This is a genomic window from Micromonospora sp. NPDC053740, from assembly GCF_040677775.1.
In the GTDB taxonomy this organism is placed as follows: domain Bacteria; phylum Actinomycetota; class Actinomycetes; order Mycobacteriales; family Micromonosporaceae; genus Micromonospora; species Micromonospora alfalfae.
Genome location: NZ_JBFASO010000001.1, coordinates 188785 through 203024, shown reverse-complemented (window position 1 = coordinate 203024; position 14240 = coordinate 188785). Strand labels below are relative to the sequence as shown.

At 69.3% G+C, this 14240-nt stretch carries 9 protein-coding genes; all 9 read left to right on the top strand.

What is annotated here, in order from left to right; all coding sequences use genetic code 11:
• The first annotated feature begins 185 nt into the window (after nucleotides 1-185).
• The 9 genes from AB0K35_RS00910 (at nucleotide 186) to AB0K35_RS00870 (ending at nucleotide 14195) form a co-directional block, all read left to right on the top strand.
• Nucleotides 186-2549, top strand: coding sequence for a glycoside hydrolase family 3 N-terminal domain-containing protein (locus AB0K35_RS00910; RefSeq protein WP_363882664.1), 2364 nt, complete (start codon nucleotides 186-188; stop codon nucleotides 2547-2549).
• 11 nt (nucleotides 2550-2560) lie between these two features.
• Nucleotides 2561-3550, top strand: a complete 990-nt coding sequence (locus AB0K35_RS00905) for an ABC transporter permease subunit (RefSeq protein WP_363882661.1) — start codon at nucleotides 2561-2563, stop codon at nucleotides 3548-3550.
• Nucleotides 3547-4458: a carbohydrate ABC transporter permease gene (locus tag AB0K35_RS00900; RefSeq protein WP_363882658.1), complete on the top strand. Its 912-nt coding sequence runs from the start codon at nucleotides 3547-3549 to the stop codon at nucleotides 4456-4458. The genes AB0K35_RS00905 and AB0K35_RS00900 overlap by 4 nt, the downstream gene beginning before the upstream one ends.
• Before the next feature lie 53 nt (nucleotides 4459-4511).
• A complete protein-coding gene (locus tag AB0K35_RS00895) occupies nucleotides 4512-6149 on the top strand; it encodes an extracellular solute-binding protein (protein ID WP_238669428.1) in 1638 nt (545 codons plus the stop codon).
• Between the two features lie 88 nt (nucleotides 6150-6237).
• On the top strand, nucleotides 6238-6927 hold the full coding sequence (locus tag AB0K35_RS00890) for a DUF624 domain-containing protein (RefSeq protein ID WP_363882655.1): 690 nt from the start codon (nucleotides 6238-6240) through the stop codon (nucleotides 6925-6927).
• Nucleotides 6924-8957, top strand: a complete 2034-nt coding sequence (locus AB0K35_RS00885; protein ID WP_363882652.1) for a beta-galactosidase — start codon at nucleotides 6924-6926, stop codon at nucleotides 8955-8957. Before AB0K35_RS00890 ends, AB0K35_RS00885 begins: the two co-directional genes overlap by 4 nt.
• A complete protein-coding gene (locus AB0K35_RS00880; protein ID WP_238669425.1) occupies nucleotides 8954-11092 on the top strand; it encodes an alpha-glucuronidase in 2139 nt (712 codons plus the stop codon). Before AB0K35_RS00885 ends, AB0K35_RS00880 begins: the two co-directional genes overlap by 4 nt.
• Before the next feature lie 309 nt (nucleotides 11093-11401).
• Complete coding sequence (locus AB0K35_RS00875) at nucleotides 11402-12772, top strand: PHB depolymerase family esterase (RefSeq protein ID WP_363882649.1); 1371 nt, start codon at nucleotides 11402-11404, stop codon at nucleotides 12770-12772.
• Nucleotides 12773-12812: 40 nt separating this feature from the next.
• A complete protein-coding gene (locus tag AB0K35_RS00870; protein ID WP_363882647.1) occupies nucleotides 12813-14195 on the top strand; it encodes an endo-1,4-beta-xylanase in 1383 nt (460 codons plus the stop codon).
• Nucleotides 14196-14240 lie beyond the last annotated feature (45 nt).

The window sequence follows — 14240 nt, the reverse complement described above, 5'->3', positions numbered from 1 at the left end:
GGTCACCGTGTGCAGGAAACACCCTCTGGTAGTCCGATTGAGACTCTTGACAGGCATCGATGGGCCACTTAGGTTGCCGAAAAGGTTACGCAGGTTTCCGGAAAGTTTCGGATCGTGAGAAAGGTCCGCCACCGAGCCGGTTCCACCAGGGCACGGGGATGTGGCCGGAGCTAAGGGGTCAGGGCATGAGCAGTCAGTCGCTCGAGGACGGCGGCACCGCGCCGTGGCGAGATCAGCGGCTGTCGCCGACCGAGCGAGCCGAGGCGCTCCTGCCGATGATGTCAGTCGAAGAGAAGATCGCCCAGCTCGTCGGGGTCTGGGTCGGCGCCGACGCCAGCGGCGAGGGCGTCGCACCGCACCAGTCGGACATGATCAGCGAGTTGCCGCAGTGGAGCACTGTCATCCAGTACGGGTTGGGCCAGTTGACCCGCCCGTTCGGCACCGCCCCGGTCGACCCGGTGTCCGGCGCGCGGTCGCTGGCGGCCTCGCAGGCGCAGATCGTTGCCGCCAGCCGGTTCGGCATCCCGGCGCAGGTGCACGAGGAGTGCCTCACCGGGTTCGCGGCGTGGCGGGCCACCGTCTACCCGACTCCGCTCAGCTGGGGCGCGTCCTTCGACCCCGACCTGGTCGAGGCGATGGCCGACCGGATCGGGCGGTCGATGCGCGCCGCCGGTGTGCATCAGGGCCTCGCCCCGGTGCTGGACGTCACCCGGGACTACCGCTGGGGCCGCACCGAGGAGACGATCGGCGAGGATCCCTACCTGGTCGGGACGACAGGTGCCGCCTACGTGCGGGGCCTGGAGCGGGCCGGCGTGGTGGCCACGCTGAAACACTTCGCCGGCTACTCCGCCTCCCGAGGCGGACGCAACCTCGCGCCGGTGCCGATGGGTCGGCGCGAGCTGGCCGACGTCATTCTGCCGCCGTTCGAGATGGCGCTGCGCCTCGGCGGCGCCCGCTCGGTGATGAACTCCTACGCCGAGATCGACGGCCTGCCCGTCGCGGCCGACCGTGGGCTGCTGACCGGGTTGTTGCGTGACGAGTGGGGCTTCACCGGCACCGTGGTGGCCGACTACTTCGCCGTACGGTTCCTCCAGACCCTGCACGGAGTCGCCGAGGATGCCGCCGACGCGGCCCGGCTCGCCCTGCGGGCCGGAATCGACGTCGAGTTGCCCACGGTGGATGCCTTCGGCGACCCGCTGGTGCAGGCGGCTCGCCGCGGCGAGGTCGACGAGGCGCTGATCGACTGCGCGCTGCGTCGGGTGCTGATCCAGAAGATCGAGCTCGGTCTGCTCGACGAGGGCTGGCGGGAACTGCCCGACGACGTGGCGTCCCTGCGCTTCGACGACGAGGCCAGCCAGGACGTGGCCCTTCGCCTCGCCCGGGAGTCAGTCGTCCTGCTGCGCAACGCCCGCGTCCTCCCGCTGTCAGTGGGTAGCCGGGTCGCCCTGGTCGGTCCGCTCGCCGACGACCCGATGGCCATGCTCGGCTGCTATTCGTTTCCCAACCACGTGGGCGTCCACCACAGCGACTACGGGCTCGGCCTGCGCATCCCCACCCTGCGCGACGAGTTGGCCCGACGCGTCCCGCTGCTCACCCACGAGCCGGGCTGCGCCATCACCGGCGAGGACACCTCGGGCATCCCGGCCGCGGTCGCCGCGGCCGCCGCCGCCGACGTGTGCGTGCTGGCCGTCGGCGACCGGGCGGGAATGTTCGGCCGGGGCACCTCCGGTGAGGGCTGCGACGCCGTCGACCTGCGACTACCCGGCGTGCAGAGCGACCTCGTCCGCGCCGTCCTCGCCACCGGCACCCCGGTCGTCCTGGTGTCGATGGCCGGCCGCCCGTACGCGCTCGGTCCGGAGTTCGACGGCGCGGCGGCCGTGGTGCAGGCGTTCTTCCTCGGTCAGCTCGGTGGGCAGGCGCTCGCCGAGGTGCTCACCGGCGCGGTCGATCCCTCCGGGCGGTTGCCGGTCAGCGTTCCCCGCGACGCCGGCGGGCTGCCGAGCACCTACCTGGCGCCGCCGCTCGGCCGGCGCAACAAGGTCTCCTCGATCGACCCGACCCCGGCGTACCCGTTCGGCCACGGGCTGAGCTACACCACCTTCGAGTGGTCCGACGCGACGGTGGTCGAACCGCGCGAAGATCCGACTGCCTGGCCGGTCGACGGCGAGGTGCGGGTGCGGATCACCGTGGCCAACACCGGTGAGCGGGCCGGCACCGAGATCGTGCAGCTCTACCTGCACGACCCGGTCGCGCAGACCACCCGTCCGGTGGTCCGGCTGATCGGCTACACCCGGCTGCCGTTGGCGCCCGGCGAGGCGGCACACGTGACGTTCGGCGTACCGGCCGACGTGGCGTCGTTCACCGGGCTGGCCGGCCAGCGGATCGTCGAGCCCGGCGACGTCGAGCTGCGCTTCGGCCGATCGAGCGGCGACGTGGCGGCGGCCCTGCGGCTGCGGCTGGTCGGCACCGAGCGCCAGGTCGGTTTCGAGCGGGAACTGCTCACCTCGGTGCGGGTCGAGCCCCTCGTGGCTGTTCCACAGTCGGCATAGGAGGGTCGAGGATGACATCCACCCTGCGGCCACCGCCGCCGGCGCCGCCGCGTTCACCGCAGGAGGCGCAGGGCCCTGCCCCGCGCTCGCCACGACGCGGTCGCAGTTGGCGACAGGCGCTGCGCCGGGACTGGCAGCTCTACTCCCTCACCATCCTGCCGCTGCTGTTCTTCCTGGTCTTCCGGTATCTGCCGATGCTCGGCAACATCATCGCCTTCCGTCGGTTCAAACCGGGCGGCAGCATCTTCGGTGAGTACTGGGTCGGGCTGCGCTACTTCCGGATGTTCCTCACCGACCCGACGTTCTGGGAGGTGTTCACCAACACCCTGGTGCTCGGGACGCTGACCCTGCTGTTCTGCTTCCCGCTGCCCATCGTGTTGGCGCTGCTGCTCAACGAGGTCCGGGCCCGCCGCTTCAAGCGGTTCGTCCAGTCCGTCTCCTACCTGCCGCACTTCCTGTCGATAGTGATCGTGGCGGCGATGGTCATGCAGCTGACCTCGATCGAGGGCACGGCCAACCAGCTCGTCAACCTGTTCGGCGGCGACCCGGTGGCGTTCCTGCAGAGACCGGAGTGGTTCCGCACCATCTACGTCTCGTCCGAGGTCTGGCAGACCGTCGGCTGGGGCACGATCCTCTACCTCGCCGCCCTCACCACCATCGACGAGGACCTGTACGAGGCCGCCCGCATCGACGGCGCCGGCCGGCTGCGCCAGACCTGGCACGTCACGTTGCCCGGCATCCGTCCGACCATGGTGACGTTGCTGATCCTCAACATCGGCAGCTTCCTGGCGGTCGGGTTCGAGAAGATCCTGCTGCTCTACAACCCGTTGACGTACCCGACCGCCGACGTGGTGTCCACCTATCTGTTCCGGATGGGCTTCCAGTCGAGCAACTTCAGCTACGCGGCCGCCATCGGCCTCTTCGAGGCGGTGATCGGGCTGGTCCTCGTCCTGTCGGCGAACGTCATCTCCCGGCGCACGGTGGGGACGAGCCTGTGGTGATCCTCGGTACGAAGACCGACGCCCCGAAGACCCGCGGGCCGGATGACAGCCGGGGTTACCGGGTCTTCCGAGTCGTCAACACGGTCGTCCTGATCGGCGTCGTGGTGGCGACGCTGTACCCGTTCCTCAACATCGTCGCCCGCTCGCTCAGCGAAGAGGCGTACATCATCGCCGGCAAGGTGACCATCGTCCCGCGTGGGTTCGACCTGACCGCTTACAAGCTGCTGATGTCGGACGCGTTGTTCTGGACGAACTACCGCAACACTGTGGTGTACACCGTGGTCGCCACGCTCATCTCGATCGTGCTGACCACCTGTTACGCCTACGTGCTGTCCAAGCCGCAGCTCAAGGGGCGCACCTTCCTCATCGGTGTCGCGCTGTTCACCATGTTCTTCTCCGGCGGCCTGATTCCCAACTACGTGCTGGTCACCAGCCTGGGCATGAAGAACACCATCTGGGCCGTGGTGATCCCCAATGCCATCAGCGTGTTCAACCTGCTGGTCATGAAGGCGTTCTTCGAGAGCCTGCCGAGCGAGTTGGAGGAGGCCGCGGCGGTCGACGGGCTGAACACGTACGGCATCCTGCTGCGGATCGTGTTGCCGCTGTCGAAGGCGATCATCGCGACGATGGTGCTCTTCTACGCGGTCTCCTTCTGGAACTCGTGGTTCACCGCGTTCCTCTACATCGACCAGCAGGATCTGCTGCCGGTCACCGTGTACCTCCGCAATCTCATCGCGGGCGCCACTGACGCACAGCAGTCTGGCGCCGCCGCCGCCGACGTCGTGCAGGCCGCGGCAACCCTCCAGGCCGTGACGATCGTGCTCACCACACTGCCGATCCTGGCGGTCTACCCCTTCGTTCAGCGGTACTTCGTCCGCGGCGTCATGCTCGGCGCGGTCAAGGGATGACGGCGAGCGCCGCACCGCTGCACCTCCGAACCCCACCACCGAAAGGACGAGCCATGCTCCACAAGACGTGGCGCCGCGTGGCGGTAGCCACAGCGGGTCTGCTCGCGCTATCCCTTGCCACCGCCTGTTCCGAGGACCCCGGTGAGTCGACGGACCTCTCCGAGAACCGGGTCGGCGCGATGGCCAACTACGGCATCGGCGACCAGTTCAAGGCCACCGAGGCACTCTCCTTCTCCACCCTCTACAACAACCACACGTTCTACCCGCTCAAGGAAGACTGGCTGTTCTGGTCGGAGCTCACCAAGCGGACCAATGTCAAGATCGATCCGGTGGCCGTGCCGCTGAGCGACTACGAGCAGAAGCGCAGCCTGCTGATCGGCGCCGGCGACGCTCCGCTGATCATCCCGAAGACGTACCACCCGCAGGAGGACGCGTTCGTGGCCTCCGGGGCGATCCTCCCGGTGAGCGACTACCTGGATCTGATGCCGAACCTCAAGGACAAGATCAGCAAGTGGAACCTCCAGCCGGAGATCGACAACCTGCGGCAATCCGACGGTAAGTTCTACCTGCTGCCCGGCCTGCACGAGAAGCCCACGCAGGACTACACGGTGCTGGTGCGCACCGACATCATGCAGGAGCTGAACCTGGCCGTCCCGAAGACCTGGGACGAGTTGTACACCGTGATGAAGGCGATGAAGGCGAAGTACCCGAACGTCTACCCGTACTCCGACCTCTTCAGCAAGCCCAATCCGACCGGCGCGCTGCTGAACATCCTCGGCTCGGCTCACGGCACCTACGCGGGCTGGGACTTCCAGCACGCCACCTGGGACCCGGCGGCGAAGAAGTTCAGTTACACCGGCTCGTCCGACCAGTACAAGCAGATGGTCACGTTCCTGCACAAGCTCGTCGCCGAGGGTCTGCTCGACCCGGAGAGCTTCACCCAGACCGATGACCAGGCACGGCAGAAGCTCGCTAACGGCAAGTCCTTCATGGTCACCGGCAACGCGCAGACCCTGGTCAACAACCACCGGCCCGACCTGGCCAAGACCCTGCCGAACGCCAAGATGGCCAAGATCCCGCTGCCGATCGGCCCGGCCGGTGAGGTCAACCCGTTCCCCCGCCTGGAGAACGGCATCATGATCTCCACGAAGGCCCGGGAGAGCAAGAACTTCGTGGCCATGATGCAGTTCATCGACTGGTTGTGGTACTCGGACGCGGGCCTGGAGTTCGCCCGCTGGGGCATCGAGGGCACCACCTTCACCAAGGACGCGTCCGGCAAGCGCACGCTCAACCCCGGCGTCGACTTCCTCGGCCTCAACCCGAAGGCGCCCAAGCACCTGCAGAAGGACTTCGGCTTCCAGAACGGCGTCTTCGCCTACGGCGGCAGCCCCGACCTGGTCCGTGGCTTCTTCTCGCCGGAGGAGCTGGAGTTCCAGAAGGTGATGGACGCCCGCAAGCCGAGGGAGGTCCCCCCGCCGCGCCCGTTCACCGACGAGGAACGCGAGCAGGTGTCGCTCTGGGAGACCCCACTGAAGGACTTCGTCACCCAGAACACCCTGAAGTTCGCCCTGGGCCAGCGCCCCCTCAGCGAGTGGGACGCGTACGTGGCCGAACTGAAGGCCAAGAACGCCGACCAGTACATCGAGCTGGTCAACAAGGCGTACGAGCGGTTCCAGAAGAAGAACGGCTGACCAGCGGGGGTCCGGTCGGGCGGCCTGTCGCGGCCCGACCGGACCCCCGGCGACCACGGATCAGCTGCGTCGACCGGAGGGAGCGACAGTGAGTGGCGCGACTCAGACCCGGCGACAGTTCGGCGACGGACCACTGTCGCGGATCACCTCGCGCGTCTACATCCTGCTCGTGGTCGAGCTGCTCCTGCTGCTCACCACACTGCCCGCCCTGCTCCCGCTGCTTCTGCTGGGCCGTGACCCCAGCAACCTGCCCCTGGCCGCGCTCCTCCTGGTACCGGTCGGCCCGGCGGTCTCCGCCGCCCTGTACGCCCTGCGCCACCAGCGGGCCGACCTGACCGACCTGCATCCGGCCAGAGTGTTCTGGCGTGGCTACCGGGCCAACGTGCTCGGTGTGCTGCGCGTCTGGGTGCCGACGCTGCTGTGGCTGACAGTGCTCGCCGTGAACCTCGCCTACCGCGGCGCGGTCGGCCTGTCGAGCTGGTGGGCGGTGCCGCTGGTCCTGATCGGAGTGGGCGTGACGCTCTGCGCGGCCAACGCCCTGGTGATCACCTCGCTGTTCGACTTCCGCACCCGGGACGTGCTCCGGTTGGCCGCGCACTTCCTCGTGCGTACCCCGGCTGTCACCGTCGGCAACGGCCTGCTGCTGGCCGCGGCGGCCGGGATCACCGCGGTCTTCTCCGAAGCGGTGTTGATGCTGCTCGCGTCCATCGCGGCGCTGGCGTACCTGCGCGTCGGCGACCCGATGATCCACCTGATCCGGAAGGAGTTCACCGCATGAGCCTGCCCCTCAGCGCCAAGGTGCCCTTCGGGGGCGACTACAACCCGGAGCAGTGGCCCGAGGACGTGTGGAAGCAGGACTACCGTCTCTTCGACAGCGCACGGATCGACCTGGTCACCCTCGGCGTGTTCGAGTGGGCGCTCACCCAACCCGCCGAGGACACCTACGACTTCGCGCTGCTGGACAGGATCGTCGAACGGGCCAGTGCCGAGGGACGCGGGATCTGCCTGGCCACCGGCACCGGAGCCCACCCACCGTGGTTGGCGAGGGCGTACCCCGAGGTGACCCGGACCGACTTCGAGGGCCGCAAGCACCGCTTCGGTCAGCGACACAACTCCTGCCCCAGCTCGCCGGTCTTCCGCCGGCTTTCGACGGAGCTGGCCCGCCGGGTCGCCCGCCGCTACGCCGACACACCGGCGGTGCTCGCCTGGCACGTCGGCAACGAGTACGGCGGCGCCTGCTACTGCGCGCTGTGCGCGGACGGCTTCCGGGGCTGGCTGCGCCACCGCTACGGCACCCTCGACGAGCTGAACGAGGCCTGGTACACCACCTTCTGGTCGCACACCTTCACCGACTGGGACGAGATCGAGCCGCCGTCGGCGTTGACCGAGCACTGGCGCGGCCCGGACCACACCGCGTTCCCGGGCATCACCCTCGACTACCTGCGGTTCACCTCCGACGCGATGCTGACCAACTTCCGCGACGAGAAGGCGGCCATCCGGGAGTCCAGCCCGACGCTGCCGGTGACCACGAACTTCATGGGCATGTACCGGCCGATCGACTACCATCGCTGGGCCCCTCATCTGGACTTCGTCTCCTGGGACAACTACCCGCCCGACGACGAGTCGGCGGCCCGGATGGCGCTGACCCACGACCTGATGCGCGGGCTCAAGGACGGCCAGCCGTTCTGGCTGATGGAACAGACCCCGAGCTTCACCGCGTGCCGCGACGTCAACCCGTTGAAACGCCCCGGCCTGATGCGGCTGTGGAGTTGGCAGGCCGTGGCGCACGGCGCCGACGCCGTGCTCTTCTTCCAGCTGCGTGCCTCCCGTGGGGCCAGCGAGAAGTACCACGGCGCTGTCATCGGGCACGCCGGTCGCTCCGACACCCGGGTGTTCCGGGAGGTCGCCGAGCTGGGCGCCGAACTGGAACGGCTCGGCCCGGCGTCGTTGGGCGCGCGGACCCCGGCCCGGGTGGCGCTGCTGTTCGACTGGGACAGCTGGTGGGCGTTGGAGCTGTCCGACGGCCCGTCCCGGCTGGTCCGCTACCAGCAGGTGGTGCTCGCCTACCACAGGGCACTCTGGGACGCCGGTGTGGACCTTGACGTCGTCGCGGTGACCGCCGACCTGTCCCGCTACGACGTGGTCGTGGCCCCGGCTCTGCACCTGCTCAAGGGTGACCTGCCGCAGCGGCTGGAGGCGGTGGCGACGCGCGGCGGGTCGGTGCTGACCACCTACCTGTCCGGCCGGGTGGACGAGAACGACCAGGCGTTCCTGATGGACGTGCCGGGCCCGCTCGGGCAGCTCATGGGTGTCCGGGTCGACGAGTGGGACGCCCGCGGCCCGGAGGTGGTCAACCCGGTCCGCCTCGGCGACGGCGTGGATCAGGTGGACGTCGACGCGCGACTGCTGTTCGAGCTGGTGATCCCGCAGGGCGCGCAGGTCGTCGGCACCTACCGGGCCGACTTCTATGCGGGTACCCCGGCGGTGACCCGCAACTCCTTCGGCGCCGGTGACGGCTGGTACGTGGCCGCCGGGCTGGACCAGGCCGGGGTGTCCTGGGTGGTGCGGCAGGTGCTCGCCCGGCACGACCTGCTCGGGCCCTACCCGGACGTGCCGGACCTGGAATCCGCCGTCCGGGTCGCGGTGGACGGGTCGCGGCTGCTGTTTCTGCTCAACCACCGCGCCGAGCCGGTCGAGGTGACCGCCCGGACCGGCGGCGTCGACAGGCTCACCGGCGACCGTGTGGCGGCCGGCGGTGCCCTGCGGCTGCCGGCGTACGGGGTTGTCGTGCTGGAGGAGGACCGGTGAACGCCGAAGAGTCGGTGGAGTTGGAGCAGCTGATGTTCGTCGAGGAGCCGATGGACGGTGACGAGCCGCGCGTCCATCCGGCCTGGCTGCCCCCGGAGGCGTTCCGGTCGCTCGGCGCGCGTCGCATCCTCCTGCATGGCGAGGGGTTGCTCGTCGACACTGTCCTCAACGAGGTCTCCCGCGCCTGCGCCCGTTACGGCGGACGGGTGTGGCACTCCCCGTCCTGGGACGTCGACGTCGACCTGGTGCTCGCCCTGCGCGACGCCGCTGAGCTGCCCAACCCGGCGGTGGAGGCGGCACGCGCCGCCGGCGAGGCGGCGCTGGTCGAGCTGGGCGACGGCGGGACGCTCGGCGACGAGGGTTTCGTGTTGGCGCGGGCCGGCGACGTGACAGCGGTGCTGGCCGACGCGCCCGCAGGCCTGCTGTACGGGCTCTTCCACGTGGTCCGGCTCTGCGCGGCGGCCTTCGACCCGGCCCGACCCCCGGAGCGGCACCGGCCGGCGCTGCGCCGACGAATGCTGAACCACTGGGACAACGTGGCGGTGCACCCGGTGATGGGCCAGGTCGAACGGGGGTACGCGGGCGGCTCGATCTTCTGGCAGGACGGCCGTCCGCGCGGCGACCTGGCCCGGGTACGGGAGTACGGGCGGCTCCTGGCCTCCTGCGGGGTCAACGCGATCTCGGTGAACAACGTCAACGTGGCCCGCACCGAGGCGCTGCTGCTCACCGAGCGGCTCGGCGACGTGGCCGAGATCGCGGACGCGCTGCGCCCGTACGGCATCCGGGTGCACCTGTCGGTCAGCTTCGCCGCTCCGGTGGTTCTCTCCGGCCTGCCGACCGCCGACCCCCTGGACGAGACTGTGCGGGCCTGGTGGGCTGCTGCCACCCGGCGCGTGTACGACCGCATCCCGGACTTCGGCGGCTATCTGGTGAAGGCCGACTCGGAGGGGCAACCAGGCCCGTTCACGTACGGCCGCGACCACTCCGACGGGGCGAACCTGCTGGCCGAGGCCCTCGCCCCGTACGGGGGAGTGGTGCACTGGCGGGCGTTCGTCTACAACCACCACCAGGACTGGCGGGACCGGTCCACCGACCGGGCGCGGGCCGCGTACGACCACTTCGCCCCGCTCGACGGGCGGTTCCGCACCAACGTGGTGGTCCAGGTGAAGTTCGGCCCGGTGGACTTCCAGACGCGGGAGCCGGTCTCGCCGGTGCTCGCCGCGATGCCGGCGACCCGGCTGGCGGTGGAGTTGCAGGTCACCCAGGAGTACACGGGCCAACAGCGGCACGTCTGCCACCTCGGCCCGTTGTGGAGTGAGGTGCTCGGCTTCTCCCCCTGGGGGCCGGGTGGGCGGACGATCGCCGACGTGGTCACGGGGGAGACTGCGGCCGGCGGCGGGATGGTCGCCGTCGCCAACGTCGGCGACGACCTCTTCTGGACCGGGCATCCGTTGGCACAGGCCAACCTGTACACGTTCGGCCGGCTGGCCTGGGACCCTCGGCGGGACCCGACGGCGATCCTCGACGAGTGGATCACGCTGACCTTCCCGCCGTCGGCGACCGCCGACGCGGAGCTGGTGCGGCGGACCCTGCACGAGATCATGGACGACTCGTGGCGCACGTACGAGCGCTACACCGCCCCGTTGGGCGTCGGCTTCATGGTCAACCCCGGCGACCACTACGGTCCCGGCGTCGACGGGTACGAGTACAGCCGGTGGGGCACCTACCACTTCGCCGACCGTGACGGCGTCGGCGTGGACCGCAGCCGCGCGTCGGGCACCGGCTTCGCCGGCCAGTACCCGCCGTACTGGGCCCAGGTGTACGAGTCACCCGAGACCTGCCCCGACGAGCTGTTGCTCTTCTTCCACCACGTGCCGTACGGGCACGTGCTGCACAGCGGCTCGACAGTCATCCAGCACATCTACGACACCCACTTCGCGGGGGTCGAGGAGGTGACGGCGATGCGACGGAGGTGGCAGACGTTGACCGGCATGATCGACCCGAGCGTGTACGAGCGGGTCGCCGAACGCCTCGACGAGCAGGTGCGCTGCGCCACCGAGTGGCGCGACCAGATCAACACGTACTTCTTCCGCAAGTCCGGGGTGCCGGACGAGCGAGGACGGGACATCTACTGAGCGGCGGCGAGGGCGGCCCGACCATCCGGTCGGGCCGCCCTCGTGACCGTGCGCCTCGGCGGCCTCGCAGGTTCCGAAAACGTCCCGATAATTTATCGCCACCCATCGGCGCTGATCATGCCCGCCGATGCCCATTGTTGCGCAGGTGACCGCCGGATCCGTTGCGGCGAAAGGTTTCCGGAAGTCTTGACAATCGAGTGTGCTCGATTGAAGCTGACATGGTCACGCGAGCCGCGGTCAAGGTCGGGCGAAGGGCAGTCCTCGACTTAAGTCCCCTTCCACGCGCCTTTTTCGCAAGGGATCGCGACGATGACACTGAAGACAAAAATGCTTGGCGTCGTCATGGCGGCAGTGACACTGGCCGCCGCCGCGTTGACGTTCGCCACCCCCGCGTCGGCGGCGACGCTCACGCAGGTGACCAACTTCGGCACCAACCCCACCAACCTGCAGATGCACCTGTACGTCCCGGACCGGGTGGCCGCCCGACCGGCGATCCTCCTGGCCATGCACTACTGCACCGGCACGGGCCCCGCGTTCCACTCGGGCACCCAGTACGCCTCCCTCGCGGACCGGTACGGGTTCATCGTGATCTACCCGTCGGCAACCCGCAGCAGCAAGTGCTGGGACGTCTACTCACCGCAGGCGCTACGCCGTGGCGGCGGCAGCGACCCGGTCGGGCTGATGTCGATGGTCGACTACGTGCGGCAGCGCTACTCCGCCGACCCTGCGCGGATCTTCGCCACCGGCACCTCTTCCGGCGCGATGATGACCAACGTCATGCTGGGCGACTACCCGGACGTGTTCGCGGCGGGCGCCTCGTTCGCCGGGGTGCCGTTCGCCTGCTTCGCCACCGGCGGCACCTCGGAGTGGAACAGCCAGTGCGCCAACGGGCAACTCATCCGGACCGCGCAGCAGTGGGGTGACCTGGTCCGGGAGGCATACCCCGGCTACACCGGCCAGCGGCCCCGGATGCAGATCTGGCACGGTACCAACGACGAGACGCTGCGCTACCCGAACTTCGGTGAGCAGGTCAAGCAGTGGACCAACGTGCACGGGCTGAGTCAGACCCCGACGTACACCGACTCCCCGCAGTCCGGCTACACCCGCACCCGGTACGGCAGCAGCGGCCCGATGGCACCGGTCGAGGCGATCAGCATGCAGGGTGTCACGCACAACGTGCCGGTCGACGCCGCGCAGGTGATCCGCTTCTTCGGGCTGGACGGCACCGCGCCGCCGACCACCCCGCCGCCGACGACGCCGCCCCCGACGACGCCGCCCCCGACGACGCCGCCCCCGACGACGCCGCCCCCGACGACGCCGCCCCCGACGACGCCGCCCCCGACGACGCCGCCGCCGACCGAGGGCGCCTGCCGGGTCGGCTACACGGTCAACGCCTGGAACAGCGGCCTCACCGCGAGCGTGGCCATCACCAACACCGGAGCCACCGCCGTGAACGGCTGGGCGCTGACCTTCACGCTGCCCAGCGGACAGCGCATCACCAGCGGCTGGAACGCCCAGTACGCCCCGGCGAGCGGTGCGGTGACCGCCCGCAACGTCTCCTACAACAACACCATCGCCCCGAACGCGTCGGTCGAGATCGGCTTCCAGGCCACGCACGAGGGTGGCACCGGCAAGCCCACCTCGTTCGCCCTCAACGGTGCCGCCTGTTCGGTGTCCTGATTTCCCTTCCCACCCCACCACCCCTAGAAGGAGTCACACGATGAGAAGTACGAGATGGAAGGCGGCATCCAGAGCCGCCATCGCGCTCGCCGGCGCGGGTGCCCTCGCCGCCAGCATGGCGCTGTTCGCGACGGCACCCGCCTCCGCCGGGACGACGCTCGGCGCGTCCGCCGCCGAGAAGGGTCGGTACTTCGGTACGGCGGTGGCCGGATTCAAGCTCTCCGACAGTGCGTACACCACGATTTTGAACCGTGAGTTCAACATGGTGACCGCCGAGAACGAAATGAAGATGAACGCCACCGAGCCGCAGCAGAATCAGTTCAGCTACGGGGCCGCCGACCAGATCGTCAACCACGCCCGCAGCCGCGGGATGAGCGTGCGGGGTCACACCCTGGCGTGGCATTCGCAGCAGCCCGGCTGGATGGAGAACATGAGCGGCAGCGCGCTGCGCCAGGCGATGCTGAATCACGTGACGCAGGTGGCCACCCACTTCCGCGGTCAGGTGGTGGCGTGGGACGTGGTGAACGAGGCGTTCGCCGACGGCAGTTCCGGCGGCCGTCGCGACTCCAACCTCCAGCGCACCGGCAACGACTGGATCGAGGCGGCGTTCCGGGCGGCGCGTGCCGCGGATCCGGGCGCGAAGCTCTGCTACAACGACTACAACACCGACAACTGGACGCACGCCAAGACCCAGGGCGTCTACAACATGGTGCGCGACTTCAAGGCCCGTGGCGTGCCGATCGACTGCGTGGGCTTCCAGTCGCACTTCAACAACGATTCCCCGTACGTGAGCAACTACCGCACCACGCTGTCGAGCTTCGCGGCGCTCGGCGTGGACGTGCAGATCACCGAGTTGGACATCCAGGGCGCTTCGGCGAACACCTACCGCAGCGTCGTCGAGGACTGCCTGGCCGTGGCCCGCTGCAACGGCATCACTGTGTGGGGGATCCGCGACAGTGACTCCTGGCGCGCTTCGCAGACCCCGCTGCTGTTCAACAGCAACGGCTCGAAGAAGCCCGCGTACGACGCGGTTCTCGCCGCGTTGAACAACGGCACCACGCCCACCGACCCGCCCACGGACCCGCCGACCGACCCGCCGACCGACCCGCCCACGACTCCGCCTCCGGGCACGGGTGGCTGCACGGCGACGGTGTCGGTGAACCAGTGGACGGGTGGCTTCGTGGCGAATGTTCGAGTGACGGCCGGCTCGTCCGCGCTCAACGGCTGGACGGTGACGATCGCGCTGCCGTCGGGCGCAACGGTCACCAACGCGTGGAGCGCCGACCGCAGCGGTAACAGCGGCTCGACAACCTGGACGAACGTGTCGTACAACGGCCAGGTCGGCGCCGGACAGTCCACCGAGTACGGCTTCCAGGCCAACGGCACCGCCGGCAGCCTCAGCCCCACCTGCTCGGCCCGCTAAAGCCCCACCGGCCGGTGCGGAGGCCCACCGCCTCCGCACCGGCCC